The 26947-nt window shown below is 70.2% G+C and carries 23 protein-coding genes and 1 tRNA gene; 16 read left to right on the top strand and 8 right to left on the bottom strand.

The features are described 5' to 3' along the window. The first annotated feature begins 40 nt into the window (after window positions 1-40). The 5 genes from ACAV_RS02270 (at window position 41) to ACAV_RS02255 (ending at window position 4603) form a co-directional block, all read left to right on the top strand. On the top strand, window positions 41-1618 hold the full coding sequence (locus ACAV_RS02270; protein ID WP_013592961.1) for a methyl-accepting chemotaxis protein: 1578 nt from the start codon (window positions 41-43) through the stop codon (window positions 1616-1618). 102 nt (window positions 1619-1720) lie between these two features. Then, window positions 1721-1960: a cysteine-rich CWC family protein gene (locus ACAV_RS23960; protein WP_013592960.1), complete on the top strand. Its 240-nt coding sequence runs from the start codon at window positions 1721-1723 to the stop codon at window positions 1958-1960. After that, a complete protein-coding gene (locus tag ACAV_RS02265; protein ID WP_081463100.1) occupies window positions 1957-2187 on the top strand; it encodes a 4-oxalocrotonate tautomerase in 231 nt (76 codons plus the stop codon). Before ACAV_RS23960 ends, ACAV_RS02265 begins: the two co-directional genes overlap by 4 nt. Window positions 2188-2299: 112 nt before the next feature. Continuing rightward, on the top strand, window positions 2300-3748 hold the full coding sequence (locus tag ACAV_RS02260) for a DHA2 family efflux MFS transporter permease subunit (protein WP_013592958.1): 1449 nt from the start codon (window positions 2300-2302) through the stop codon (window positions 3746-3748). 87 nt (window positions 3749-3835) lie between these two features. Next, window positions 3836-4603, top strand: coding sequence for a class II glutamine amidotransferase (locus tag ACAV_RS02255; RefSeq protein ID WP_013592957.1), 768 nt, complete (start codon window positions 3836-3838; stop codon window positions 4601-4603). Window positions 4604-4606: 3 nt separating this feature from the next. On the opposite strand, the gene ACAV_RS24870 is transcribed toward ACAV_RS02255, so the two are convergent. Further along, window positions 4607-4771: a hypothetical protein gene (locus tag ACAV_RS24870; protein ID WP_013592956.1), complete on the bottom strand. Its 165-nt coding sequence runs from the start codon at window positions 4769-4771 to the stop codon at window positions 4607-4609. A gap of 317 nt (window positions 4772-5088) precedes the next feature. On the opposite strand from ACAV_RS24870, the gene ACAV_RS02250 reads away from it, so the two are divergent. Next, the gene (locus ACAV_RS02250; RefSeq protein WP_013592955.1) at window positions 5089-5463 is read left to right on the top strand and encodes a hypothetical protein; all 375 of its coding nucleotides are present in this window, start codon (window positions 5089-5091) and stop codon (window positions 5461-5463) included. A 104-nt stretch (window positions 5464-5567) separates the two neighbouring features. Here the strand turns inward: ACAV_RS02250 and ACAV_RS02245 are convergent. Together ACAV_RS02245 and ACAV_RS02240 are read right to left on the bottom strand one after the other, a co-directional pair. Then, window positions 5568-5643 (bottom strand) — tRNA-Arg (locus tag ACAV_RS02245). 28 nt (window positions 5644-5671) lie between these two features. Next, window positions 5672-6364 carry a TetR family transcriptional regulator gene (locus tag ACAV_RS02240; RefSeq protein WP_013592954.1) on the bottom strand — a complete coding sequence of 231 codons (693 nt, stop codon included), beginning with the start codon at window positions 6362-6364 and terminating at the stop codon, window positions 5672-5674. Window positions 6365-6565: 201 nt separating this feature from the next. Between ACAV_RS02240 and ACAV_RS02235 the strand changes: the two genes are divergently transcribed. From ACAV_RS02235 to ACAV_RS02215, 5 genes are all read left to right on the top strand, one after another. Next, window positions 6566-7870: an efflux RND transporter periplasmic adaptor subunit gene (locus tag ACAV_RS02235; RefSeq protein ID WP_013592953.1), complete on the top strand. Its 1305-nt coding sequence runs from the start codon at window positions 6566-6568 to the stop codon at window positions 7868-7870. 24 nt (window positions 7871-7894) lie between these two features. Beyond that, the gene (locus tag ACAV_RS02230; protein ID WP_013592952.1) at window positions 7895-11053 is read left to right on the top strand and encodes an efflux RND transporter permease subunit; all 3159 of its coding nucleotides are present in this window, start codon (window positions 7895-7897) and stop codon (window positions 11051-11053) included. Between the two features lie 31 nt (window positions 11054-11084). Next, complete coding sequence (locus ACAV_RS02225; protein WP_013592951.1) at window positions 11085-12560, top strand: efflux transporter outer membrane subunit; 1476 nt, start codon at window positions 11085-11087, stop codon at window positions 12558-12560. Window positions 12561-12844: 284 nt separating this feature from the next. Further along, on the top strand, window positions 12845-13969 hold the full coding sequence (locus tag ACAV_RS02220; RefSeq protein WP_110087935.1) for a Kelch repeat-containing protein: 1125 nt from the start codon (window positions 12845-12847) through the stop codon (window positions 13967-13969). Window positions 13970-14091: 122 nt separating this feature from the next. Next, the gene (locus tag ACAV_RS02215) at window positions 14092-14991 is read left to right on the top strand and encodes a c-type cytochrome (RefSeq protein ID WP_013592949.1); all 900 of its coding nucleotides are present in this window, start codon (window positions 14092-14094) and stop codon (window positions 14989-14991) included. Window positions 14992-15065: 74 nt separating this feature from the next. On the opposite strand, the gene ACAV_RS02210 is transcribed toward ACAV_RS02215, so the two are convergent. From ACAV_RS02210 to ACAV_RS02200, 3 genes are read right to left on the bottom strand one after another with little or no spacing between them, the layout of a single operon-like run. Beyond that, a complete protein-coding gene (locus tag ACAV_RS02210) occupies window positions 15066-15614 on the bottom strand; it encodes a DUF2946 family protein (RefSeq protein ID WP_013592948.1) in 549 nt (182 codons plus the stop codon). 9 nt (window positions 15615-15623) lie between these two features. Then, entirely contained in the window at window positions 15624-16688 is a 1065-nt protein-coding gene (locus tag ACAV_RS02205; RefSeq protein WP_013592947.1) for a YheT family hydrolase, read from the bottom strand. Between the two features lie 19 nt (window positions 16689-16707). After that, window positions 16708-17157 (bottom strand): YybH family protein, encoded by a 450-nt coding sequence (locus ACAV_RS02200; protein ID WP_013592946.1) that lies wholly within the window; start codon window positions 17155-17157, stop codon window positions 16708-16710. A 224-nt stretch (window positions 17158-17381) separates the two neighbouring features. Between ACAV_RS02200 and ACAV_RS02195 the strand changes: the two genes are divergently transcribed. The 5 genes from ACAV_RS02195 (at window position 17382) to ACAV_RS02175 (ending at window position 23060) form a co-directional block, all read left to right on the top strand. After that, the gene (locus ACAV_RS02195; RefSeq protein WP_013592945.1) at window positions 17382-18002 is read left to right on the top strand and encodes a LemA family protein; all 621 of its coding nucleotides are present in this window, start codon (window positions 17382-17384) and stop codon (window positions 18000-18002) included. 12 nt (window positions 18003-18014) lie between these two features. Beyond that, window positions 18015-18956 (top strand): TPM domain-containing protein, encoded by a 942-nt coding sequence (locus ACAV_RS02190; RefSeq protein ID WP_013592944.1) that lies wholly within the window; start codon window positions 18015-18017, stop codon window positions 18954-18956. A 59-nt stretch (window positions 18957-19015) separates the two neighbouring features. Further along, window positions 19016-19591, top strand: coding sequence for a TPM domain-containing protein (locus ACAV_RS02185; RefSeq protein ID WP_013592943.1), 576 nt, complete (start codon window positions 19016-19018; stop codon window positions 19589-19591). Window positions 19592-19963: 372 nt separating this feature from the next. After that, window positions 19964-21340, top strand: a complete 1377-nt coding sequence (locus ACAV_RS02180; protein ID WP_013592942.1) for an NEL-type E3 ubiquitin ligase domain-containing protein — start codon at window positions 19964-19966, stop codon at window positions 21338-21340. 226 nt (window positions 21341-21566) lie between these two features. Further along, window positions 21567-23060 carry an NEL-type E3 ubiquitin ligase domain-containing protein gene (locus ACAV_RS02175; protein ID WP_013592941.1) on the top strand — a complete coding sequence of 498 codons (1494 nt, stop codon included), beginning with the start codon at window positions 21567-21569 and terminating at the stop codon, window positions 23058-23060. Between the two features lie 16 nt (window positions 23061-23076). On the opposite strand, the gene pdeM is transcribed toward ACAV_RS02175, so the two are convergent. Together pdeM and ACAV_RS02165 are read right to left on the bottom strand one after the other, a co-directional pair. Continuing rightward, window positions 23077-23853, bottom strand: coding sequence for a ligase-associated DNA damage response endonuclease PdeM (pdeM, locus tag ACAV_RS02170; RefSeq protein WP_013592940.1), 777 nt, complete (start codon window positions 23851-23853; stop codon window positions 23077-23079). Between the two features lie 6 nt (window positions 23854-23859). Continuing rightward, window positions 23860-26910 carry a ligase-associated DNA damage response DEXH box helicase gene (locus tag ACAV_RS02165; protein WP_013592939.1) on the bottom strand — a complete coding sequence of 1017 codons (3051 nt, stop codon included), beginning with the start codon at window positions 26908-26910 and terminating at the stop codon, window positions 23860-23862. Window positions 26911-26947: the final 37 nt, after the last annotated feature.

The following is a 26947-nucleotide window of genomic DNA, read 5'->3' as shown; positions in this document are numbered from 1 at the left end:
AAACATCAAGTTACAATCAGGGTTTACCCTGACACAACTCATGAAGTTCCAAGATTTATCCATTGGAAAACGTCTGGCGCTGGCCTTCGGCCTGCTGACGTTTTTCATCGTGGGCATGCTCGCCATCGGCACGTGGCGGCTGCAGTCCGTCGCGCAGGACACCGCCGCAATGATGAACCTGCCCCTGGCGAAGGAGCGCCTGATCTCGGACTGGTATCGCACCATCTACAGCAACGTGTCGCGCCATGCCCTGGTCGCACGCAGCAGCGACACCGCCCTGGCCGGCCGGTTCACGCAGGAGAACGCGGCGGCCTCCCGCCAATCGACGGAGCAGCAGCAGCAACTGGCCCAGCTCATCTCCGGCCCTGAAGAACAGGCGCTCTTCGACCAGGCCGGCGTGTTGCGCAAGCAGTTCGTGAACGCACGCGACGCGATCTACAAGGCCAAGGCTGAAGGTCGGTCGGACGATGCCCAGCGCATCCTGGACACCGAGTTCACCCCCTCCGGCAAAGGCTACCTGGACGCGCTGCAGGCCTTGCTGGACTTCCAGCGCAAGCAGATCAACGAAGCCGCCGCCTCGGTGCACAGAAACTACGAAGGCGGCCGCAACGCGCTGGTCCTGCTGGGCCTGCTGGCCACCGCGGCGGCCGTGGCGCTGGCGCTGGGCATCACGCGCAGCGTGACGCGCCCCCTGCACCGTGCCGTGTCGGTGGCGGAGGCCGTGGCCGGCGGCGACCTGACGGCGCGCTCCGCCAGCACGGCGCATGACGAGATGGGCCAGCTGCTGCGGGCCCTGGACGCCATGGCCACGCAACTGCGTGACACCGTCGGCCAGGTGCGCCGCGGCGCGGACGGCATCGCCCTCGCATCCAGCGAGATCGCCACCGGCAACCTGGACCTCTCCAGCCGCACCGAAGAGCAGGCCAGCGCGCTGCAGCAGACCGCCGCGTCGATGGAACAGATGACCGCCACGGTGCGGCAGAACGCGGACAACGCCGCGCAGGCCGACCAGCTGGCGCGCTCCGCGTCCGACATGGCGGTGCGCGGAGGCGAGGTGGTGGGCAACGTGGTGACGACGATGGGCGGCATCCACAGCGCCTCGCGCAAGATCGTGGACATCATCGGCGTCATCGACTCCATCGCCTTCCAGACCAACATCCTGGCGCTCAACGCCGCCGTCGAGGCCGCCCGCGCCGGCGAGCAGGGCCGCGGCTTCGCCGTCGTCGCCAGCGAGGTGCGCACGCTGGCGCAGCGCAGCGCCACCGCCGCCAAGGAAATCAAGGCGCTCATCGACGATTCCGTCACCCAGGTGGATGCGGGCAACCGGTTGGTGGAAGAAGCGGGTACGGTAATCCGCGACGTGGTGACCGGCGTGCGCCGCGTGACCGATATCGTGGCCGAGATCAGCGCCGCCAGCCAGGAACAGACCAGCGGACTGGAGCAGGTGAACCGGGCCGTCGCGCAAATGGACCAGGTCACCCAGCAGAACGCCGCGCTGGTGGAGGAAGCAGCCGCCGCCACGGGCTCGCTGGAGGCACAGGCTTCGCAACTGGTGCAGGCCGTGGCGGTGTTCCGCCTGGCCGACGCGGGAACGGCGCTGCCCCGCCTGGCGGCCTGAAAGCCCACCCGCGCCGGGCAGCGGGCGGATGCCCCACAACGGCCCTTGCCGTGCGATCGATGGCAATGGGCGCCTTTTCCCCCCGGGGCCTACACTGGCCGCATGCCCGACGCCGCCCTGCTTCCGGACCCTGGCCGCTGCCCCCTGTGCGGCCAGAGCAATCAATGCGCCATCGAGGCAGGCCAGCCGGCAGACAGTTGCTGGTGCATGGACACCCTGGTGAAGCCCGCAGCCCTGGCCGCAGTGCCGGAGGCAGCTCGCGGCATGGCCTGCCTCTGCCCTCGCTGCGCGGCCGGGGCAGGCACATCCCCGGACACCGCCGTGGCCATGCCGCCGATATGATCGAAGGCTGTTTTCTTCGCATTCAAAGGAATCTCCCCATGCCCACGTACCACATCGAAATGATGGAAGGCCGCACCGTCGAGCAGAAGAAGAAGCTCGTGGAGGAAATCACCCGCGTCTCCGTCGAGATCCTCGGCGGTTCGCCCGAATCCGTGGACATCCTCATCACCGACGTGAAGCGCGAGAACTGGGCCACGGGCGGCAAGCTCTGGTCCGAGAAACAGTGAGCATCCCCCTGAGCGGCTGCGCCGCGGGGCGGCCCTTGCGCAGCGTCTGCTGGCGCAGGCCGAGCCTCCCGCGCATCGGGGTGCTCCCGCCAGCCCCGCCCCGAGGCATCGCATGACGGGTTCGGCGGCGTTGCTGCGCGAGCGCTACGGCGAACGCTACCGGTGGCTGCTGCTGCTCTCGGTCATGGTCGGCACCATGGCGTCGATCATGTCCTCCACCATCGTGAACGTGGCGATCCCGGACATGAGCCACCATTTCACGCTCGGGCAGGCGCGCGCCCAGTGGGTCACCTCGGGCTTCATGGTGGCCACCACCGTGGCCATGCTCACCACACCCTGGCTGCTGGCGCGCTACGGCTACCGGGCCACCTACGTGGGGGCCATGGTCCTGCTGCTGGTCGGCGGCATCGGCGGCGGCGTGGCCGGCCAGTACGAGCTGGTGCTGCTGGCCCGCGTGCTGGAAGGCCTGGCGGCCGGCGTGGTGCAGCCCATCCCTGCCGTGATCATCCTGCATGCCTTCCAGCCGCACGAACAGGGCCGCGCCAGCGGCATCTTCGGCATGGGCGTGGTGCTGGCGCCTGCCATCGGCCCGAGCGTCGGCGGCCTGCTGGTGGACTGGTTCGGCTGGCGCTCCATCTTCTTCATGGTGGTGCCGTTCTGCATCGCCTCCCTCGCACTCGCCTACAAGTACGTGCCGGTCAGCAGCCCGGGCGGCGTGGCCGCGGACCGTGCCGGAGCCTCGCTCGACTGGGCCGGCCTGCTGCTCGGCGCGGCGGGCACGCTATGCCTGCTCAACGGGCTGGTATCGCTGCGCGACGGCCCCGCACTCATGTCGGCCGTGCTTCTCCTGGCCGCGCTCGCCGCCCTGGCCGCGTTCATTGCATGGGAGCGCCGCATGCTGTCAGGCCAGGGCAAGCCCCTGATGGACCTGCGGCTGTTCGAGGTGCGGCAGTTCGCCATGGGCAGCATCGTGGCGTTCATCTACGGCACCGCGCTTTTCGGGTCCACCTACCTGCTGCCAGTGTTCCTGCAGCTGGGCCTGCAGATGTCGGCATCGCACGTCGGCACGCTGATGCTGCCGGCGGGCATCGTGCTGGCGATCACCATTCCCCTGGTCGGGCGCATGGCCGACCGCCAGCCCACGCACCTGCTCGTGGGCATCGGACTGGCGCTGCTGGCACTGTCCTTCGGCCTGATGGCGTTCGCAGGCCTGCACACGGCCCTGTGGCTGCTGGTGGCCTTCGCGGTGCTGGGCCGCATCGGCCTGGGCTTCATACTGCCGTCCCTCAACCTGGGCGCGATGCGGCCGCTGCCCAAGCCGCTCATCGCGCAGGGCTCGAGCGCCATCAGCTTCGTGCGCATGCTCGGTGGCGCGGCCGGGGTGAGCCTGTGCGGCATCGTGCTCGAATGGCGCATCGCCGCGCACGGCGATTCGCTGCAGAATGCGGTCAGCAGCCCGGAACGCATCGCCGCCTTCGGGGAAACCTTCCTGCTGCTCACCGGGCTGTGCCTGCTGGCCCTGGTGGCCGCCTGGCAGCTGCGCCCGCCGCGCGAAGGCTGACCGCCCGCCGGGCAGCGCACGTCCCGCGTCGCGGGGCCCGGCTCCAGGCAGCCGCTCCTACGATATTTCTCTGCCCCTCCATCGACCATGTGCCAGCTGCTCGGAATGAATGCCAACACGCCCACCGACGTGACCTTCAGCTTCACGGGGTTCGCGCAGCGCGGCGGCAAAACGGGCGACCACTCCGACGGCTGGGGCATCGCCTTCTTCGAGGACAAGGGCCTGCGCCATTTCGTGGACCACGAAAGGGCCGTGGATTCGCCGATCGCGGAACTGATACGCCGCTATCCCATCCGCAGCCGCAACGTCATCGCGCACATCCGCAAGGCCACGCAGGGCAGCGTGACGCTGCAGAACTGCCATCCGTTCGTGCGCGAGCTCTGGGGCCGCTACTGGGTGTTCGCGCACAACGGCGACCTGAAGGACTTCCGTCCCCGCCTGCATTCGCACTTCCATCCCGTCGGCGCCACCGACAGCGAGCACGCGTTCTGCTGGATCATGCAGGAGCTCTCCAAATCCCATGCCGACGTGCCCAGCGTGCAGGAACTGACCCTCACCCTGCGTGAACTCGCGGCGCGCATCGCACCGCACGGCACCTTCAACTTCCTGCTGTCCAACGGGCAGGCCCTCTGGGCCCACGCGTCCACCCACCTCTGCTACATCGAGCGCCGGCATCCGTTCTCGCAGGCCTGCCTGTGCGACGAAGACCTGAGCGTGGACTTCTCGGCCCACACCACGCCGCACGACCGCGTGGCGGTGGTGGTGACGGCCCCCCTGACCAGCGACGAAGTCTGGACGCCGTTCCGCAGCGGCGAGCTCAAGGTGTTCGTGGACGGCGCCTGCCAGGCATTCTGAACGTCAACCCAGCGGTTTCCACACCGGCGGCTCGGGATCGGGGAAGCAGGGTGACGGGCTTCCCGGCCGCAGCATGGCCTCGCGCTGGCGACGCCGCTTGATCTCCCGGGGCTTGGCCGCGATGCGGCCCACAACGGCGTCGGAACAATGGCGATGGGACTTGGACATGGCGAACTCCGTCTTTTTCAGGATATGGCCCCATTGGCGCACCGGAGCCGGATGACCGCCCGTCGGACGCGGGCGCATCCGCCGACCCGACAAGGCCCATGGCCGTGCCAGCCAAACGCCCATGCTGCTGCAGAAGGGGGGCCACGGCGATGAAAGCCACGCCCCGGGAAGACTTGATGCAAGTCAAGACACCCTATCCGTGTAGGACAGGCACTGCGCCTTCGCTGACACGGCTTCGATCCCCAGGCCGGCGCGGCGGGACCGGCCTGGGCGATACAACGGTGCCATCCGATCCACACACCACAAGGAGCCAAGCCATGTCCACCGTCAAGACCACGCCCCCGCCGACCCGCGTCGACCCCTCCGCAGACGGCATCCCCGTGGAGCACCGTCCGGGCTACGGAGTGCCTTCGCAAGATCCGCGGCCTTCGGCACAGGTTCCCCTGACGCCCGAGGAGGCGGAGCGCGAGGCCGGTTCCGTTCTGGCCGGGGGAGGCGTCATGGCCGGTGCCGCAACGGGCGCTGCCGTGGGGGGCGCCATGGCCGGCCCGATCGGCGTGGTGGTCGGAGTGGCCGTGGGAGGCGTGGCCGGCGCCGTGGGTGGCGCTGCCGCCAGCAAGGCCGTTGCCACGGACCCGCACGACATTCCGCAGCCCGAAGGGGCGCAGCCTCGGTCCGGCGGCCAGCAGTGACCTGCGCCGAGACGCGCCCGTGCGCCCGGCAACGGCCGGCGCGGGAACGCCTTCCGGGCATGGCCCGGACGTTTCATGAAGAGGGGAAAAGGGAGCTGGAAATCTGGTGCGGCTGGCGGGGATCGAACCCACGACCCTTGGCTTCGGAGGCCAATACTCTATCCACTGAGCTACAGCCGCATGCGGGCCCTTGCAGCCCGGACGAGGATTATGGCACGGCGTTGCGGGACGCCTGGCAAATCTTCCAGGGGATGCCCGCGGACAGCGGGTCGAAGCTGGCCGACACATCGAACCCCAGGCCGCGCAGATAGGCATCCACCGCCGCGCGGCCGGTTTCCGCCAGGCCGAAAGCCGCGCCGCCCAGCAGCCAGACCTGCATCAGGCCATCGAAGAGCGCCTGCAGTCCCAACGCCGCCACCTCCGCCGAGGACGGCAGCTCCACGCCCTGGTCGCTCGCCGCCAGGGCCAGTTCGGCAGCGAACTGCCGGCGAAACTCCAGGCTGGCTTCGACGTGGCGGTCCCGCACGGCGGACAACTCGCCCACGTATTCCACGCGGAACATCGCGATCTCGAACACGCGGCGCACGGATTCGTCCTTTTCCAGGCTGCGCAGCACGAAATCGATCACCGCCCGCAGGCGCTGCAGCGGAGGCATGCGGCCATGGTCCGCGCACCCGCCGCTCGCACACTCCAGCGGCAGCGTCACGCGCTCCATCATGGCGTTGAACAGGTCCACCTTGTCCTTGAAATGCCAGTAGATGGCGCCGCGCGTGGCGCCCGCGGCCTGGGCGATGTCATTCAGGGATGCGTTCGAAACCCCCTTCTGATAGAAAACATGTTCTGCAGCATCCAACAGGCTGTTGCGGGTGGCGACCGCATCTTCCTTGGTACGTCGGGCCATGTGGGGAGTCTCCTTGATTCTGCACGGGCTGGCGGCGAATGGCGGGCATCTGGGCCCGCGCTTCGCGAAGCAGCATTCCACAATTATACATTCATGTTTGTATGTATAATTCCGCCGAAATTCAAGGGCCGCCGCATGGTTTTGACGTTGCTCAATGCCATGCGTAAGCCTTTTCCCCTGCGCCGATCCGGAAGGACTTCCATGTACCGCTTGAGTGTCGAACCTGCTGTCTCCGCCGCCCCGCTCCGCCGCACAGCGCGGTCGGGGCTTTTCTGTCTGGCCCTGCTCGCTGCCGCCGCCCTCGCGGCCTGCGGGAAGTCGGGCGACTCCGCCCAGCAGGGCCAGGGCGGCACGCCCCCGCCGCCGCAAGTGGGCGTGGTGACGGTCTCGCCGGGTGATGTGGGCCTGGTGACGGAGCTTCCGGGGCGCCTGGAAGCGTCTCGGGTGGCCCAGGTCCGCGCCCGTGCGGCCGGCATCCTGCAAAAGCGCCTGTTCACGGAAGGCAGTGACGTCAAGGCAGGCCAGCGCCTGTTCGCGATCGACGACGCGCCCTACCGCGCCTCGCTGGAAAGCGCCCAGGCGAGCGTCGCACAGGCCGAGGCCAATGTGGCCCAGGCCCGTGCGCTGGCCGAGCGCTACAAGCCGCTGGTGGCCGTGAATGCCGTGAGCCGGCAGGAATACGACAACGCGGTCGCATCCCAGAAGACGGCAGAGGCCAACCTGGCAGCCGCGCGTGCGTCCGTCACCACCGCCCGCATCAACCTGGGCTACGCGGCCGTGACGGCCCCCATCTCCGGCCGCATCGGCCGCGCGCTCGTCACCGAGGGCGCACTGGTGGGCCAGGGCGAGGCCACGCAGCTCGCGGTGATCCAGCAGATCGATCCGCTCTACGTGAACTTCACCCAGTCCGCATCGGACACGCTGAAGCTCAAGGCCGGCCTCGCGAGCGGCAAGTACAAGCAGGCATCCAAGGGCGCCGCCTCGGTGAGCGTGGTCATGGAAGACGGCAGCGTGCACCCGCAGACGGGCAAGCTGCTTTTCACCGACCTGTCGGTGGACCCCACCAGCGGCCAGGTCACCCTGCGCGCCGAAGTGCCCAATCCCGAACGCCAGCTGCTGCCCGGCCTGTACGTGCGCGTGCGCCTGGAGCAGGCCCAGGTGGACAACGGCGTGCTGCTGCCCCAGCAGGCCGTGACGCGCTCCGCCAAGGGCGATACCGTGATGGTTGTCGGCCCGGACAACCACCTGGCGCCGCGCCCCGTGAAGCTCGGCCCGGCCCAGGGCACCAGCTGGGTCGTGCTGGACGGCCTGAAGGCCGGCGAGAAGGTCATGGTGGACGGCTTCCAGAAGCTGCCCCGCGGCAAGCCGGGCGACCCGATCGTCGTGCAGCCGGTGCCGTGGCAGGCCGCCGGCGCCGCGCCCGCGGGCAGTGCATCGGCGCCCGCCGCCGGAGCCTCCGCAGCCCAGGCTGCCGCCTCCAGCGCCTCCGCCCCCGCGAAGCAGTAACCCCCAGAACACGGAGCGCGGCACATGGCCAAGTTCTTCATCGAACGGCCCATCTTTGCATGGGTCATCACAATTTTCATCATGGTGATGGGGGGTATCTCCATCGCCAAGCTGCCCATCGCGCAGTATCCGGCCGTGGCGCCACCGACCATCCAGGTGTCGGTGGCCTACCCCGGCGCCAACGCCCAGACGCTGGAGGACAGCGTGCTCGCCGTGATCGAGCGCGAGATGAACGGCGCCTCGGGCCTGGCCTACGTCGAGACGACCAGCCAGGCCAACGGCACGGGCACGATAGTGCTGAGTTTCGAGCCCGGCACCAACGCCGACCTGGCCCAGGTGGACGTGCAGAACCGCCTCTCGCGCGCCACGCCGCGGCTGCCCTCCGCGGTGACGCAGCAGGGCGTGCGCGTGGAGCAGTCGCGCTCGAACTTCCTGATGTTCGCCATGCTCACGACGGAGAACCCCGACGTGAGCATCGAGGCGCTGAACGACTATGCGGCGCGCAACGTCGTGCCTGAACTGCAGCGCGTGGCCGGCGTGGGCACGCTCACGCAGTTCGGCGCCGAGCGCGCCATGCGCATCTGGGTGGACCCGGCCAAGCTCAAGGGCTTCAACCTGTCGCTCGACCAGGTGAACGCCGCCATCCGCGCACAGAACGTGCAGGTGTCCGCCGGCAATCTGGGCGACCTGCCCGCCGAACAGGGCCAGCCGGTGTCGGCCACCATCGTGGTCAAGGGGCAGCTCAACAATGCCGAGCAGTTCGGCAACGTGGTGCTGCGCGCCAACACCGACGGCTCCACCGTGCGGCTGAAGGACGTGGCCCGCATCGAGCTCGGATCGCAGAGCTACAGCACCAGCGCACGCCTCAACGGCAAGCAGGCCGTGGGCCTGGGCGTGCAGCCCACGCCGTCGGCGAATGCCCTGGCGACCGCCAAGGCCGTGAAGGCCAAGCTCGAGGAACTCAAGAAGTTCTTCCCGCAGGGCGTGAGCTACGTGGTGCCCTATGACACCTCCAAGTTCGTCTCGGTGTCGATCGAGAAGGTGGTGCATACGCTGATCGAGGCCGTGGTGCTGGTGTTCATCGTGATGTTCCTGTTCCTGCAGAACTTCCGCTACACCATCATCCCGACCATCGTGGTGCCCGTGGCCCTGCTGGGCACATTCGGCGCACTGCTGGCGATGGGCTTCTCGATCAACGTGCTGACGATGTTCGGCATGGTGCTGGTGATCGGCATCGTGGTGGACGACGCCATCGTGGTGGTGGAGAACGTCGAGCGGATCATGGCCGAGGAAGGGCTGCCGCCGCTGCAGGCCACGCGCAAGGCCATGGGCCAGATCTCGGGCGCCGTGATCGGCGTGACCGTGGTGCTGATCTCGGTGTTCGTGCCGCTGGCGTTCTTCGCCGGCTCCACCGGCAACATCTACCGCCAGTTCGCGGCGACGATGGCCACCTCGATCGCGTTCTCCGCGTTCCTGGCGCTTTCGCTCACGCCGGCGCTGTGCGCCACGCTGCTCAAGCCGATCGATCCCGACCACCATGCCGAGAAGAAAGGCTTCTTCGGCTGGTTCAACCGGTCCTTCAAGAGCACGACGCACCGCTATGAAGGCTGGCTCGGCAAGCTGCTGCGCCGCAGCGGCCGCATGATGATCATCTACGCCGTGCTGCTGGGCGCCGTGGCGCTGGTGTACACGCGCCTGCCGACTTCGTTCCTGCCGAACGAGGACCAGGGCTACATCATCACCAACATCCAGCTGCCGGCCGGCGCGGCGCAGTCCCGCACCAGCGACGTGCTGCACCAGGTCGAGGACTTCATGCTCAAGCAGCCGGAGGTGGAGAACATCGTCACCGTGGCCGGCTTCTCCTTCTCCGGCCAGGGGCAGAACGCGGGCCTCGCCTTCGTGATCCTGAAGGACTGGAGCGAGCGCTCGGGCGCCGAGCACTCGGCGGCGGCGATTTCCGGCCGGGCCTTCATGGCGCTGTCGAGCATCCGGGATGCCTTCATCTTCGCGCTGAGCCCGCCCCCCATTCCCGAACTGGGCACCGGCACCGGCTTCAACTTCCGGCTGCAGGACCGCGCCGGCCAGGGCCACGATGCCCTGGTCGCCGCTCGCAACCAGATGCTGGGCATGGCCTCGCAGAGCAAGGTGCTCGCGGGCGTGCGCCCCGACGGCATGGAAGACGCTCCGCAAATGCAGATCGACATCGACCGCGACAAGGCGAACGCCCTGGGCGTGGGCTTCGACAGCATCAGCAGCGCGCTCTCCACGGCGCTGGGCTCGGCCTACATCAACGACTTCCCGAACCAGGGCCGCCTGCAGCGGGTGGTGGTGCAGGCCGACGCCGCGGCGCGGATGCGCCCGGAATCGGTGCTGGACCTGCCGGTGCTCAACGCCCAGGGCCAGACGGTGCCGATGTCGGCCTTCGCCTCGACCCGCTGGATCACGGGCGCCATGCAGACCGTGCGCTACAACGGCTATCCGGCGATGAAGATCGCGGGCGACGCCGGCCCCGGATTCACCACGGGTGACGCCATGGCCGAGATGGAGAAGCTCGCCGGGCGACTGCCTCCGGGCTTCGGCTTCGAGTGGACGGGCCAGTCCCGCGAGGAAAAGCTCGCGGGCTCGCAGGCCTCGGTGCTGTACGCGTTCTCGCTGCTGGCGGTGTTCCTCTGCCTGGCGGCGCTGTACGAGAGCTGGTCGATCCCGTTCTCGGTGATGCTGGTGGTTCCGCTGGGCGTGCTGGGCGTGCTGCTCGCGACGCTGCTGCGCGGCATGTCCAACGACGTGTACTTCCAGATCGGCCTGGTGACCATCATCGGGCTCTCGGCGAAGAACGCCATCCTGATCGTGGAGTTCGCCAAGGACCTGCAGGCCGAGGGCAAGAGCGTGCTGGAGGCGGCGCTGGAAGCCGCCCACCTGCGCTTCCGCCCCATCGTGATGACCTCGCTGGCCTTCACGCTGGGCGTGGTGCCGCTGTTCATCGCCTCGGGCGCGAGCTCGGCGAGCCAGCGCGCCATTGGCACCGGCGTGATCGGCGGGATGATCACCGGCACCGTGCTGGCCGTGGTCTTCGTGCCCGTGTTCTTCGTGCTGGTGCGCTCCTTCTTCAAGGGCAGCAAGCGCCAGCAGGAGCATGACGCGCACCAGGCACAGCTGCACCGGCATGCCACGGACGGGGAATAAGCCCTCTCAAGAACGGCAGGAGAAGAACACCATGCAAGCAACCTACCGCGCACGCCCCGGCATGCGCCCCCTCCTCTGCGCAGCCGCCGCTGCGGCGCTGCTCGCCGGCTGCAGCTTCATTCCCACCTACGAGCGCCCGGCGGCGCCGGTGCCCGCGGCCTATCCGGCCGCAGGCGCGGCGGCGCCGGCCGGCGCCCGGGCCGCTGCGGACATCGACTGGCGCGAGTACTTCGCCGATCCGCGGCTGCAGCGCCTGATCGCGCTGGCACTGGAGAACAACCGCGACCTGCGCGTGGCCGCGCTCAACATCGAGCAGGCCCGTGCTCAGTTCCAGATCCAGCGCGCAGGGCAGTTCCCCACGGTGAACGCCGCGGTGAACGCATCACGCCAGCCGAGCACCACGACCGGCCAGTACGTCAACAACTACCAGGTCGGTCTGGCAGTTTCTGCCTGGGAGATCGACTTCTTCGGCCGCATCGCCGCGCTCAAGGAACAGGCCCTGGCGCAGTACTTCGCGACCGAGGAGGCCCGCCGCGCCACCCAGATCAGCCTGGTGGCCTCCGTGGCGACCGGCTGGTTCAACCTGCTGGCCGACGAGGAACTGCTCGACATCTCGCGCCGCACGCTGCAGACGCGGGACGAGTCCGTGCAGCTCACGAAACTGCGGCTCGAGAACGGCGTGAGCTCCGAGCTCGACTACAGTCAGGCCCAGGGGCTGGCGCAGGCGGCACGCGCCACCTTCGCGCAGCAGCAGCGCCAGCGCCTGCAGGACGAGAACGCGCTCGCCCTGCTGCTGGGCCAGCCGCTGCCGCAGGAGATCGCCTCCACGCTCGATGCACGCACGCGCCTGGCCGACGCACCCGCCATGCCGTCGTTGCCCGCCGGCCTGCCGTCCGACCTGCTGGTACGCCGCCCCGACATCCGCCAGGCAGAGCAGCAGCTCGTGGCCGCCAATGCCAACATCGGCGCAGCCCGGGCCGCGTTCTTCCCGCGGATTTCGCTCACGGCGAGCGCCGGCACCGTCAGCAACGAGCTGTCGGGCCTGTTCAAGGGCGGCTCCTGGGCCTTCTCGCTGGCGCCGCAGCTGGCGCTGCCGATCTTCGACGGTGGCCGCAACCAGGCCACGCTGGACTCTGCTCGCGTAGGCCGCGACATCGCCGTGGCGCAGTACGAGAAATCGATCCAGACGGCTTTCCGCGAAGTGTCGGATGCGCTGGCGGGCCAGGCCACGCTGGGCGAGCAGTTCGCCGCGCAGCGTGCGCAGGCCACGGCCGATGCCAAGCGCTTCGAGTTGTCCGACCTGCGCTACCGCAACGGCGTGGCGAGCTACCTCGACCTGCTGGACGCGCAGCGCTCGCTGTTCACGTCGGAGCAACTGGTTGTACAGACGCGGCTCCTGCAGTTGCAGAACCAGGTCGCGCTGTACAAGGTGCTCGGCGGCGGCTGGACGGCCGCCCAGGAGGCCCCGGCCTCGGGTGGCGGCACGGCGGCGGCGCCGAACTCCTGAGAGACGGCCTTCCGTCGTTCCAAGGCGCCTTCGGGCGCCTTTTTCTTTGGGCATGCCGTCCGGTGGCGGGATAGCCCAACCCCTACGGACGTGCATGCACTGCATGCCGGAAGGCCGCTTGCAGCTTTCCAGCGCGCCGCTACCGTCCGTCTCCCGACCACACCAGAACAGCAGGGAGAAAGCCAGCCATGCGCATGCCACCGTCCATCCCGTCCGGCCACCCGCCTTCCGCCGCGCAGCGGCCGAGCCCCGGGCCGGCCATGCGCCGAAGAAGCCTTGTCGGCATGGCCTGCGCCCTCGCGGCCTGCGCCGCCACGGCGGGCCCGAGGCCCGGCCCGCAGGATGACGGCGTGTGGACCCGGCTTTCCAGCGAAGGTGCCCCGTCCGGGCGCAGCGCGCCGGTCACCGCGGCGCTCCGGGGTGCCATCTACCTCTTCGGCGGCGTGAAGGACGATTTCCGCGCCGGCACCAACGACTTCCTGAACGACCTGCACCGCTACGACGTGCATGCCAACCGCTGGGCACGCCTGGCGCCCGCGGGCGATGTTCCCTCTCCGCGCGCCTTCTCCGGCGGCGTGGCCATGCCGCAACGCGGCTGGATGGTGGTGTTCGGGGGCGCCCGCTACTCTGCGGACCTGTCGGACTTCACGCCACTGGGCGACGTCTGGGCCTACGACGCACGGGCCGGACGCTGGGAAGCACTGGCGGGCGTGGCCCCCGGCGATGCACCGGCACCCAGCCCGCGGGCGTGGCCCACGGTCTGGCGCGCGGGCGACCAGCTCTATGTGTTCGGCGGCGTGGAGGCCGGATTCCGCACGCTCAACGACCTGTGGCGTTTCGATGTCTCCACGCGCACCTGGACCCAGCTCTCGCCCCACGGCGCACCGGGATCGCCCCCGCCCCGCTATTCGGGCGCCGTGACCGGCGAGCCCTGGCGTGGGCAGGTCGCGCTCTACGGCGGCGAGGCCACCACCGGCCAGGGCGGATTCGTGTTCCTGCGGGACACCTGGACGCTCGACCTGCGGACCCTGGCCTGGCGGCAGGTCACGCCCGCGCCGGGGGAGGATGTCGATCCACCCCAGAACCATGGCGCGGATGCGCTGCTGGGCAACGGCCTGCTGCTCGCCGGCGGCGACCAGCCGGGGGGTACAACGGGCTGCGGCGCCCAGTTCAACCAGAACCCCACCAATGCGCTGTGGCGCCTGGACCTGAACACGGCCGCATGGCGGCGCCTCGCACCGCAGGGCGACACTTTCCCGCGCATCAAGCGCACCAGCGCGGCCACGGTGATGGGGGAGATGTACGTGTTCTCGGGTTTCGGCTTCGCGTGCGAGACCGGCAGCGGCGGCCAGGTGTGGAACACCGATGTGTGGCGCTACACGCCGCCGTACCGCTATTGGGGCCACTGAACGGGCTGCTTGACCCAGCGCAAGGGTGTTGCGGCTGGCCGTTTTCCCTAACGGCCGGCCCGGGAGGCGCTTCCTATAATCGTCCGCTGGTTCCGCCAGACATACCCACAGAGGTCCCCCTCATGAGCGACACCCCCCACGAAGAAGCGCATACCGGCCCGATCAAGAACCCCCGCCAACTGCTCTGGACGGTGTTCTTCTGCTTCGTGGTCCCCGTCTTCGCCATCATCGGCCTCGTGATCTACGTCACCTCGGGCAACAAGCCGGCACAGGGCTCGGGCAACCCGGAGCGCGCATTGGCCGAGCGCATCCAGAAGGTGGGCATGGTGGAGGTGCGCGACGCCAACCGCCCGCTGCGCAGTGGAGAGGAGGTCTTCAAGGGCCAGTGCGCGGCCTGCCATGCCACGGGCGCTGCCGGTGCACCCAAGTTCGGGGACGCCGCCGCCTGGGGCCCGCGCATCCAGACGGGGTTCGAGGCACTCGTGCATTCCGCGCTGGCCGGCAAGGGCGCCATGGCGCCCCAGGGTGGCGGGGACTTCAACGACACCGAGATCGCCCGCGGCGTGGCCTACATGGCGAACGCGGCCGGCGCCAAGTTCACCGAACCGGCAGCCCCTGCGGCCGGTGGCGCGTCCGCTCCCGCCGAGGCCCAGGCCGCGGCGGCGGGTGCATCGGGCGCCCCGGCACCGGCAGCACCGGCCATGGCCGCAGCGCAACAGGCCTCGGCGCCCCCCACGGCTGCAACCCCGGCGGCAGCTGCAGCACCCGCCGCCGCAGTGGCAGCCGGTGCGGGCGAAGCGCTCTACAAGCAGGCCTGCCAGGTGTGCCATGCGGCCGGCGTGGCCGGTGCACCCAAGTTCGGCGACAAGGCTGCCTGGGCCGAGCGCCTGAAGGACGGGATCGACGGCATGACGCGTATCGCCATCGCCGGCAAGGGCGCCATGCCTCCGCGCGGCGGCACCCAGGCATCGGACGCGGAAATCCGCGCCACCGTGGAATACATGGCCAACGCCGTCAAGTAACCGGCTCCAGGTTTCAGCCTGCAATGAAAGCCGGTCCGCGCGACCGGCTTTTTCATTTGGCGCTCCGCCTGAGGTCAGTCCCGCAGTTCCGAGGGATGCTGCACATAACCGTAGCGCAGGGGCAGCTCGTCCGCGCGCACGTCCGCGGGCGTCCAGAGCCCCTGCTCCACCGCACGGGCCGCCAGTTCCATGTCGAGCGTGTGCACGAGGCCGAGGATTCGGCCGTCGAACAGGTACAGCCGCCCGGACTCGTCGAGCAGGCACTCCTGCACGGCCGAGCGCAGGCCGGTGTGCGCCACGATGGAGAAGCCGGCCTCGCCACCGTCCTCCCCTGACCCTTCGATGCGCCACACCACGGGTGTGGCCTCCAGTTCCACATACACCCGCTGCGGTCCGTTCTGGAAAAACCAGCGGCCTCGGGCATCGGGCTCGTAATTGCGGTGGATGAAATCGATCAGCTTGTCATGCTGCAGCACGGCGCCGCGCGCCTGGGGGAAAGGGCCCTGCGCCTGCACGGCGTCGTCGCGCATGAACCAGCGCCCGCGCGCGTCCAGGCCCAGCCAGCCATAGCAATCGGGTACGTTGGGCCACTTGGCGATGGCCTGCCTGACGATGTCATCCATGGGCCGATCCTAGCCCGCCGCAGCCGCACCGGGCGTAGGCGCGGGTCCCGGCGGATGTGCGTCCGGAAGGCCTGCCTGCCGGGCCAGCCACCCGGCGACGGCTTCGGGCATGGCCCGGACATGGCCGGGAAGGCGCCCGAACGCGAAACCCACATGCCCGCCATGCGGCGGCTGCCAGAGCGTCACATGGGTGCCGGCCTGCCCGTGCCGGGGCAGGCTTTCCGCCGGAACGAAGGGGTCGTTGAGCGCATTCACCGCCAGCGCCGGAATGCGCACCGCGCCCAGCAGGGGCCGGGCGGATGCCCGGCGCCAATAGTCGTCCGCATCGCGAAAGCCGTGCAGGGGCGCGGTGAACAGGTCGTCGAAGGCATGCAGGTCGCGCACCGCGCGCAGGGCTTCGCGGTCGAAAAGGCCTGGGTGCTGGCGCCACTTGGCCAGGGCCTTCGGCACCATGGTGCGCAGGAACATGCGCGTATAGACGAGCCGGTTGAAGCCCCGTCCGATGGCCCGGCCGCCCGCGGCCAGGTCGAGCGGGGAGCAGATGGCCGCCACGGCGTCGGCGCTGCGCGCGGCCTCCAGCCCATGCTCGCCCGCCCAGCGCAGCAGCGCGTTGCCGCCCAGCGACACCCCGGCCACGAGCAGGGGCGCTCGGGGTCCATCCGGCCCGCCGCCGGGCCGCTGCCGCTGTGCCATGCGCCGCAGGATCCAGTCGATTTCCTCATGGTCGCCCGAGTGGTAGGCGCGCGGCGCGAGGTTGATCTCGCCGCTGCATCCCCGGAAATGCGGCACGGCATAGTCCCAGCCGCGGGCCCTCGCCGCGCCGGCGAACGCCTCGGCATAGTGGCTGCGCGACGAGCCCTCCAGCCCGTGGAAGAGCACCAGCAGCGGCCGGGCCGGCCCAGGGGCCGCGGCGGGCGTCTCCAGGAAGTCCACGTCCACGAAATCGCCGTCCGGTGCGGTCCAGCGCTCCCGGCGGTAGGCCGGCGCGCCGCCCTCGGCGCGGCGCGATGCCAGCGCGGGCCAGATGGTCTGCAGGTGGCCGCCGGGCAGCCACCGGGGCGCGACATAGTCCATGCCGGGCGCTCCGGACCGGTCAGTGCAGCACCGGCGGCACCGGGCCGGCCACGGCCTCGTGGACGGTGCCCGGGCTCGCGTGGTGGGCGACCAGCCGCCAGCCCTGCGGGGTCTTGTGATAGACATTGGTGGACTGCACCAGTGCCTCGCGCATGCTGCCTTCCATCCGCACCTCGACATGCTCGACCACGCTGTGTACGGCACTGGCCAGGGCCTGCACGCGGTGGACCTGCGCGGGCCGGGCGCGCAGCCCGCCGTGCTCGAACATGGCGGTGAAGGCGGCACGGATGGCGCCCGCGCCCAGCAGGCGGGGCCCGCCGGGGTTGACGCAGACGATGTCGTCCTCTTCCGCCCAGCAGGCCATGAGTCGGTCGATGTCGCCCGCCTGCAGCGCCTCGTAGAACGCGGCCTCGGTCTCGTCGGCGGAGCCGCCCACCAGGGCGGCGCGGTAGGGAGTGCGTGTGCTCATCGTGGAGTGTCCTGGCATCGGGGCCCCGGCGGGGCCGGATCGGGGAAGTGCGCCATTGTCGGAAATTCGGCGCCGCCGCGCATCCTGCCCGTCGGGCGGCCGCTCCGCCACATGCGCCGCCCGCTGACGCTGCAGGTCCGGCGGCTGCGGCAGAATGGCCCGGCGCCGGAGCGGCCAGGGCACGTCGCCCCCACGTTCGCAATCCCGCCCGGCGCCCGCACACCATGAAACGCCTCATCGCCACCCTCGCCGCCGCGCTGGCCCTCTCGGGCTGCGGCTACAACGACTTCCAGCGCCTGGACGAGCAGAGCAAGGCCGCCTGGAGCGAAGTGCTCAACCAGTACCAGCGCCGCGCCGACCTGGTGCCCAACATCGTCGCCACCGTGAAGGGCGAGGCCGCGTTCGAGCAGGACACGCTCACCAAGGTGGTGGAGGCGCGCGCCAGGGCGACCTCGATCCAGGTGACGCCCGAGACGCTGAACAACCCCGAGGCGTTCAACAAGTTCCAGCAGGCACAGGGCGAACTGTCGTCGGCGCTCTCGCGCCTGATGGTGGTGGCCGAACGCTATCCCCAGTTGCAGGCCAACCAGGCGTTCCGTGACCTGCGCGTGACGCTGGAGGGCACCGAGAACCGCATCACCGTGGCACGCAACCGCTACATCCAGACCGTGCAGGAGTACAACGTGCTCGCGCGCAGTTTCCCGACCAACCTGACGGCCAAGGTGTTCAGCTACGAGCCCAAGCCCAGCTTCACGGTGCAGAACGAGGCGCAGATCAGCACGCCGCCGACAGTGGACTTCTCCCGCCCTGCACCGGCCGCGCCAGCTGCGCCGGCTTCGCGCTGAGGTGGATCCGGCATGCCGGGCATCGCCGCACCGCTCCGCACCCTGCTGGCCCTGCTGTGCATCGCCCTCGGGCTGGCGTGCGCTCTGCCTGCGCGGGCGCTGCGCGCGGTGCCGCCGCTCTCGGCCCACCTGATCGACGAGACCGGCACGCTCGGCGCCGCGGAGCGCGAGCGGCTGGAAGCCCGCCTGACGGGTATCGAACAGCGCCAGGGCACGCAGATCGCGGTGTTCATGGTGGCCTCCACGGCGCCCGAGGACATCGCCGCATTCGCCAACCGCGTGGCCAACACGTGGAAGATCGGCCGCAAGGACGTGGGGGACGGCGTGCTCGTCGTGGTCGCGAAGGACGACCGCCGGATGCGTATCGAGGTGGCCAAGGCCCTGGAGGGGGCGATTCCCGACATCGCCGCCGCGCGCATCATCGACGGCGCCATGAAGCCGCGCTTCCGGGAGGGCGACTTCGCAGGCGGTATCGACGCCGCGCTCGGGCAGCTCAGCGCGCGCATCGCAGGAGAGAACCTGCCGGCGCCCACGGGCAATACCCAGGCAGCCCGCGCCGAACGCGGCGTGGACTGGAACGATTTCGCGATCTTCCTGTTCTTCGGGGTGATGGTCGGCGGCCCGATGGCCCGCGGGCTCTTCGGCAACCGGGCGGGAGGACTGCTCATGGGCGGCGCAGCGGGCCTCATCGCCTTCCTGTTCACGGCCAGCATGCTGCTGGCCGTCGGGGCGGGCGCCGTGGCGCTGCTCTATACATGGCTCTTCGGCGGACGCGGCGTGTCGGCAGGCCGCCGCGGCGGGTTGCGGGACGGGTTCTCCACGGGCCTGGGTACCGGCATCGGCATGGGCGGCTGGAGCGGTGGCTCGGGCGGAGGCAGCAGCAGCGACAGCGGCGGCTTCAGCTCGGGCGGCGGTGGCGACTTCGGCGGTGGCGGTGCGTCGGGCGACTGGTAGCCCTTTCGGACCCCGCCCCCCTCCCCATCCCCATCCACATCCACGACCGGATCTGCTCCATGCCCTCCACCTCCCGCCCCCCTGCACCGGCGCCCCTTCCGGGACTGCCTGCCCGGATCGCGCGTCTCCTGCGCCACCGCTGGGCAGAAGGCGGCCTGCACCGCGCGCTGCCGCCCGATCTGCTCGAACGCCTGGCGCGCCGCGTGGCCGCCAGCGAGGCACGGCACACGGGACAGATCCGCATTTGCGCGGAAGGCGGGCTGCCGGCGAGCTACCTGTGGCGCGGGGCATCCGCACGCGAGCGCGCCGTCACGCTCTTCGGCAAGCTGCGCGTGTGGGACACGGAGCACAACAACGGGGTGCTCATCTACCTGCTGCTGGCCGAGCATGCGATCGAGATCGTGGCCGACCGGGCCCTCGCGCGGACCGTTCCGCCCGCAGCTTGGCGCGAGATGGTTGCCCGCATGGGCGAAGCCTTCCGCTCCGGACGCTACGAGGACGGGCTCACGCAGGCCCTGGAGGAAGTGTCGGCGCTGCTGGCCGAGCATTTCCCGGCTGGCCCGGGGCCTCGGGGAGCCAACGAGCTGCCCGACATGCCGGTGCTGGGAGGCGCTGCGCCGCCGGACGGACATTAAAGTCTCCCCCTGCCCCGCCACCCCGTCGGTTCGCGAATCGACCATCTGCTGCGCATGGACGCAGGGCATGCCGGGCCGGCCGCGCGAGCATGGCGCCATCGCCCGTGCCAGCGCACGGCAGGACAACACGCTCCCATGCAGCCCCCCAGCCGACCCACAGGCCACGCGAGCCCGCGCGCGCGCAGCCCCCGCCACGATAGCGACAGCGATGTGTCACCGACGCGGCGCGTGAGAGCGCGCACCACGGAAGCCGGTTCCAGCCTGGCGGGACGACTGCCGGCCCGCCAGGCCGCTGCCGCCCCCTCGGCGGAAGCAGGCCCTTCCAGCCGGCCGCCCCGCGCCGCCGTGCCACCGCCACGCGCGCCGCACCCCATGCAGTCTTCCAGCAGTGCCGGCGCCAGCGCCAGCACACGGGCGGCCAGCGCCCGACAGGTCCCCGAATCCCTGCGCCAGGAACTTGCGGCATTGGGCATGCAGGGACCACCGAGCCGGGCGCAATTCGTTCCCCTGGTCATGGTGGCCGTGGTGCGGCCGGACCTCGAGCCACGCATCCACCAGGCGGCTGCAGCCCTTCTCGCCCACCAGGAAGGCACCGGTCACGAGGTCGGGGAAGCATTGCGCTCGCTCTGGCTTTTGCTCCAGCTGGGCAGCCCTGCCGCAGCCCGCGTGATCGAACGCATTCTGGTCCCGGGGGGCGCGCCCGAGGCCGGACGCACCTCGTCTTCGGACAACGAAGCCACCGGATCCGACGAAGACGACAGGGGCCTCGAAGGAGACCTGGCACAGCTGGGCGCGCCGCTGGGCAGCCAGCTCCAGGCCTGGCTGGGCGATGCGGCCCGCACCTCCACGATGGATCTCCATGCCTTCGACGAGGAGGAGGCCGCCCCGGCTTTTGCCCGGATGCTCGAACGCCTGCACCAGGAAGCCCTGCCCGAACTTTCTGCCACCGCACGGCGCGAAATGGAAAACCAGGTGAAGGTCGCATTCACGGCAATGGCCCGGGATGCCGAGTTGCGCAACGAGGCGTTCCTGATTGCGCAGACCGCTCTCGGCAGTTGCCAGGACAATGTTCTGGAGGGCTTCTCCAAGGTCATGCTGGCGGTGCGGAAACTCCAGTTGGTGATGGCCGCGCGCCGCGGCCTCCTGAATGAGGCGAGGCTCCACCAGTGGACCAGCCAGCAGTTCCGGCTGGCCCTGCTGGAAACCGCCGTGGGCCACCTCATCAGCAAGATGCTGCAGCGCACCGACATGCCCCCTTGGGAGAGGGACAAGTTGCGCAAGGACCCCATGGAGACGCTGGCCCATGCCAAGTCCGCGCTCCGGCAGGCCCTGGAACTCCCCAAGGACACCGTGCAGCACCTGACGAGTGCGGAAATGAGCGTGCTTGGTCCGGAACACCTCGAGGCCCTGAAATCCCGGGTGCAGCAGCAGGCAGCGGACCCGCAGGCCTACCGCGCATTCATCCTGCAGCACGACACCTGGCGTACCTGCATGCAAGTGCTGCACCCCGAAATATTCCAACCGCTGGAGGCGGCCCGGGACGCCGATCCGTTCCACGACCAGGACATCCCTGAAGACACCGAGAGTCCGGCCGCCTATGCCTACGCCGAGGCGGGCCGCCAGGTTTACGAACGCTGGCAGGCGTCGGTGCAGCGTGCGCTGGAAACTCTTGCCGACCATGCCCGGCCCGTCCCGCCGCAGCCCAGGCCCCAGGACCCGGGCCCATCGGCCGGCGGGGGCAACGCCTGACCACGGTCTTTTTTGCTGACAATCGCCCGGAATTCGCCCCATGAGCCCTCTGCGCCTATCCACCAGGACGCGATCACGTGAACCCAGCCCTCCAGCCGATGCGCAGGCACGGCAGGTCAGGCCGCGAACCGCAGGCACCGGAGGACGCCCGTCGGCATCCATACCCGTCGCTCCAGGGGCGGGGCCATCCGCACCGCCCCAGCGGCCCGCAGCGACGGTGCACGCCATGGCACCCCGCGCCCGCCTGCCGCTGCCGGACCTGAACGCCGCGCCTGAACCGCCAGTGCTGCTGCCGGACCTGAACGCCGAGCCCGAACCGCCAGTGCTGCTGCCGGACCTGAACGCCGAGCCGGAACCGCCAGTGTTGCTGCCGGACCTCAATGCCATGCCAGCATTGCCGGAGCCAGCCGATGCCGAGATGCCGCTGGTCCCCGATCTGCTCCTCCTTCCGTATGCCGATCCGGCCGAGTTCGGTATCCAGGGCGAGCCGGTGCCTGCCCACGTGTTCAGACTTCTGGACCAATTGAGACAGCATCCTGACCAGGCGCAGCGCGCCCTGAGCGTGGCGTTCGACCTGCTGGCGGACATCGGCCCGGATCCGGAACTGCGTGAAGGCCTGGAGCAGCGGCATGAACAGGAAGCGGAGCGCAACCCACGCCTGGCGGCGTTGATCTGGCAACTGATTCATCAAGTGAACAGGATGGAAGTCGAAGACGAAGAAGGGTCGGAAGGCGAGCCGGGGGAGGTGGATGCGGTGACAGCGCTGGCCCTCGATCTGGCAACCCAGCAACACCCGCTGGGGGTGGAAATGGCCCGCTGGACCCACGGTGGCGGAGAAGCCCTGCGGAACCTGGAGCTGGGGCGCTTCGATGACGAAACCCATGCTCCGGCTTTCGCCCGCCTCCTGGGGCGCCTGCGGGAGGCCAATGCACAAGGGGAGTCCTCCGCGGTGGCAGCACAGCGGGCCGGGCAGGTCACGTCCGTGATCAACGCGATCTGCGCGAGCTCCACATTGCGCGAGCAGGTCTTCCTGATCGCACAGACCGCCCTGGGCAGTTGCCACGACAACGTGCTGGAGGGTTTCTCCAAAGTCCTGTTGGCCGTGCGGGACCACCAGATGGTGGATGAGATCCGCGCAGGGCGGATGGGTGCCCCGCAGTTCCATCGCTGGGCCGGGCAGCAACTGCGCCTGGCGCTGCTGGAAAAGGAAGTCACCTGGTTCATCCACCGACATTTGCAGCGCCCGGACCTGGAAGACTCGCACCGCATGAACCTGGAGAGGGAGCCCCTGGAACACCTGTTGCGTGCCAAGCAGGCGCTAGGCCCCCGCCTCGACCTTCCGGAGGGCACGTTTTTCGACGTGGCCGGACGGTCCACCAGCCTGCTCACCCCCCGGGCCCTGATCGCCATGGAGCAGGCCGTGCTCCGGCAGGCCCGTGATCCCGCCGTGTATCGCGAATTCCTCATGGGTCACTCCACGTGGCGCGCCGGAATGCAGGCCCTGCATCCACGGGAGTTCCAGGAACACTTCCGCCTGCGCGATGCGGACCCCTTCTTCGACGCGGACATCCCCGAAGGCCTGGAGGAGCAAGCCGACTATGCCGCACGCGCCCGGCAGGTCGAAGCGCATTGGCGCAGGGCAGAGGACCGGCTGCTGCTCCAGTTGGCGGGACTCGCCCCCCCGGAGCCCCAGGCGGGCGCCAGCCCCTCGGGAGCCTGAGCCGCCGCAGGATGGGTCATGCCCGCAGCGATGCGCCGGTACCGGCCACCGGCACGGGCCATGTCCGTCCACCGCCCACGGCGAAGAACCGCCGGCCGGCCATCGGCGCCAGCACCTGCCCTCCCGTGAACTCGCCGAAGGCCGGCAGCAGCGTGGCTCCGGCATCGGAGCCTTCTGCCGCGTCCACCACGAAGCATGGCAGCCGGAGCGCATCGCGGCCCGGCCCGCGCAGCACCACGGCGGGATGCACATGGCCGGCGAGCACATGCAGCACTGCATGCCGCTGCGGATGGTGGCAGCATGCGAACGGTCCGAGCGGCCACGGCTCGTCCACGATCGCGATACCCAGCTTCGCAGGCGGATCGCCCGCATGGCTGTCGTGGTTGCCGCGCACCAGCACCACCTCCAGCGCCGCATGCGTCGCACGCCAGGCCGCGAGCGATGCCAGCACGGAGGGCGAGCGCGCCTCTGCCGCGTGCAGGAAGTCGCCCAGCACCACGAGCCGCTGCGCGCCCTGTTCGGCCACGAGCGCGGAAAGCCGTGCGAGGTTGTCGCGCGTGGTACCGGAAGGCACGGGCAGCCCGCGCGCGCGGAAGGTGTCGGCCTTGCCCAGGTGCACGTCGGCGACGAAGAGCGTCCGCCCGCCGGGCCACCAGAGGGCATGGCCGGCGAGCAGCCGGACTTCGGTACCGGCGAGGTGGAAGGTGGCGGATGCGCCTGTCAATTGAAGGGGTCCATGCACAGCGATGAGGGATGCGCCATTGTCCCGGACCGGCAACCCAGGTGCCGGCATGGGGGTTCACAGCCGCGGCAGGGGCCGTGACGGCTTGCGCTCGCGGCGACGGCTGCGTCCGCCCCCTGCCGCGCCGTTGCCCGCGTCCTCGGAGGAAGTGAGTGAAAAATCCAGCGTGCGGCGGACCGCCTCGGCGGCCTGCTGCATCGCGGTCCGGGCGGCAGGCGCCGCCCCGTCCTCGCCGCCCCCCTCCTTGCCGGTCGCCTTTTTCGCCGCGGCGCGCCGGCGCTGCGGCCGCGCGGGCGGGTCCGGAGGCACCACATCCTGCGCTGGCGGGCTGGCCGCAGCAGCGGACCCCGCGTCGGCGGCGGTGTCCAGCTGCGCCAGCATGCGCGCGATGCGATCGGCCAGGTCCTCGTTGGTGAGCTTTTCCCGGAAGCGCTCCACCATGAGTGGAAAGGCGAACGGGCTGGGCCGCGCCAGCGGCTGCACCACCAGGTCCTGTGCCTGAATGCGGCGCAGCGCCGCCAGCAGCTGCGCCACGTCCAGCTCCTGGCTCAGCACTTCCTCATCGGCCTGGCGCAGGAGCATGTTGCCCGCGTCATACTTGCGGAACACCTCGAAGAACAGCTGCGACGACGCCTGCAGCTGCCGCGCGCTGCGGCGCTCGCCGGGATGGCTCTGGAAGATCAGCCCCGCCACCCGCGCGATTTCGCGGAACCGGCGCCGGGCCATTTCGGTGGCATTGAGGCTGGCCAGCACCTCGTGCAGCAGCGCGTGGCGGGCCTCGTCCTGCGGGGCGCTGCCGGTTTCGATCACGCTGGCGCCGGACGAATCCTCGGCCTCGGCCTCGGCACGCGCTGCGTTCGCGGTATTGCGGATGGCCAGGGCTTCACCGGCCGGCAGCCGCAGCGGTTTGGCATCGCTCCCGCGCTCCGGCACGGGCGCGGCATGCACCCGCAGCAACTCCGGCAGCAATGCGGCCCAATCGCGCTCGGTCGCAGACAGCAACTCCAGCCCGTAGTCGTTCACGGCGATGGAAAACGTGCCGGCCTCGCCCTGGGCCGCGCGCCATGCGAACAGGCTGGCCAGGCCGATGTGCGCATGGCGGCCCGCGAACGGATAAAGGAACAGGTGCCAGCCCTCCCGGGTGCGCAGGGTTTCGGCGAGCAGCGTTCCGGGCGTCGGCAGCGCGGACCAGCGCTGCTGCACGTCCAGCAGCGGTCGGACGCAGCGCAACTCGGGCGACCCATAACGCCCCGCGGCCGCCTGCGCGAGTTGCTGCACCACGAAATCCGCGAGCACGGTGGACAGCGGCATGCGCGATCCGGCCCAGCGCGGCACCGTGGGCCGCCCGCGCGCGGCGCGGCGCACGTAGGCCGTCATGTCCTCGATCTTCACCATCTCCAGCACCTGCCCCGCGAACACGAAGCAATCGCCCGGTGACAGGCGCGAGAGAAAACTCTCCTCCATCGTGCCCAGCCGCGCGCCGTGCAGCACCTGCACGGCCATGCTGGCGTCGCTCACGATGGTGCCGATGTTCGAACGGTGGCGGCGCGCCAGGCGTGCGCTCGGCATGCGCCAGACGCCCTCTTCGTCTGGCGCCACGCGCTGGTAGTCCGGGTAGGCCGCGAGCGAGGGCCCTCCGCGGTGCACGAAATCCAGGCACCACTGCCAGACCGCGCGCGGCAGGTCGCGGTAGGCCACGGTGCGGCGCACTTCCGCGTACAGCGCCTCGGATTCGAAGCCGCCGCCCAGTGCGACGGTGACGAGGTGCTGCACCAGCACGTCCACCGGCCGGCGCGGGCTGGCGCGCATCTCCACCTCGCCGGCCTGCACCGCGGCGCGCGCGGCCGCGGCCTCCACCAGTTCCAGGCTGTGCGTGGGCACCAGCGTGATGCGCGAGGGTCGCCCCGGCGCATGGCCCGAGCGCCCGGCGCGCTGCAGCAGCCGCGCTATGCCCTTGGCCGAACCGATCTGCAGCACGCGCTCCACGGGCAGGAAGTCCACGCCCAGGTCCAGGCTGCTGGTGCACACCACGGCGCGCAGGCGTCCTTCCTTCAGGCCCGCCTCCACCCACTCCCGCACGCCGCGGTCCAGCGAGCCATGGTGGATCGCCAGTTCCCCCGCCCAGTCGGGCCGCGCGTCGAGGATGGCCTTGTACCAAAGCTCCGCCTGCGACCGCACGTTGACGAACACCAGCGTGGTCGACGTGGATTCCAGCTCGCGCACCACCGCCGGCAGCATGCGCAGCCCCAGGTGACCGGCCCAGGAAAACCGCTCCGGATGGTCGGGCAGCAGCGTATCGACGACGAGCCGCTTGTCCACCTGGCCCTGCACCAGCACGCCCTCTTCCGCCACCTCCGCACCCAGGGGCGCCAGCAGCGCATCCCGTGCCTCGGGCAGGTTGCCGAGCGTGGCCGACATGCCCCAGACACACACCCTGGGATTCCAGCCGGCCAACCGCGCCAGCGCCAGCTGCACCTGCACGCCACGCTTGTTGCCGAGCAGCTCGTGCCACTCATCGGCCACCACCAGGCGCACGGTGGACAACAACTCGCGCGCGTCCGCCCGCGCCAGCAGCAGCGAAAGGCTCTCCGGCGTGGTCACCAGCACGGTGGGCAGCCGGCGCGACTGCGCGCCGCGTTCGGCACTGCCCGTGTCGCCCGTGCGGGCCCCGCTGGTCCAGCGCGCGAGCGTGGGCTGCGTCGCCGCGAGTTCGTCGAGCGGGGTGCGCAGGGCCTTCAGCGTGTCGGCAGCGAGGGCCCGCATTGGCGTGAGCCAGAGCACGGTCAGCGGCTCCGGCGGCGGGGCCTTGCACCGTTTTCCGTCAGCGGGACTTCCTGCAGCGGCCTCCCCGGCGTCGGCCAGGTCGGCGGAGATGCCGCCTTCGTCCTTGCCCCGCACCTTGCCCGCGGTACCGAAGGCCTGGAGCGCGCCCAGCCACACCGCGTAGGTCTTGCCGGCGCCCGTGGTCGCGTGCAGCAGCCCGCTGCGGCCCTGGGCGAGCGCGCGCCAGACCTCGCGCTGGAAGGGAAAGGGCCGCCAGCCGCGCGTCGCGAGCCAGACCTCCGCCAGAGGGCGGGGACGCGGGGCGCGGGAAGAGGGACTGGGCATGGATGTGAAGGGTGTAGTCGGCGTCACCGCCGGGATC

The organism is Paracidovorax avenae ATCC 19860 (genome assembly GCF_000176855.2).
GTDB lineage: Bacteria > Pseudomonadota > Gammaproteobacteria > Burkholderiales > Burkholderiaceae_C > Paracidovorax > Paracidovorax avenae.
The sequence above is the reverse complement of the archived record's forward strand: the minus strand, read 5'-3'. Positions and strand labels throughout refer to the sequence as shown.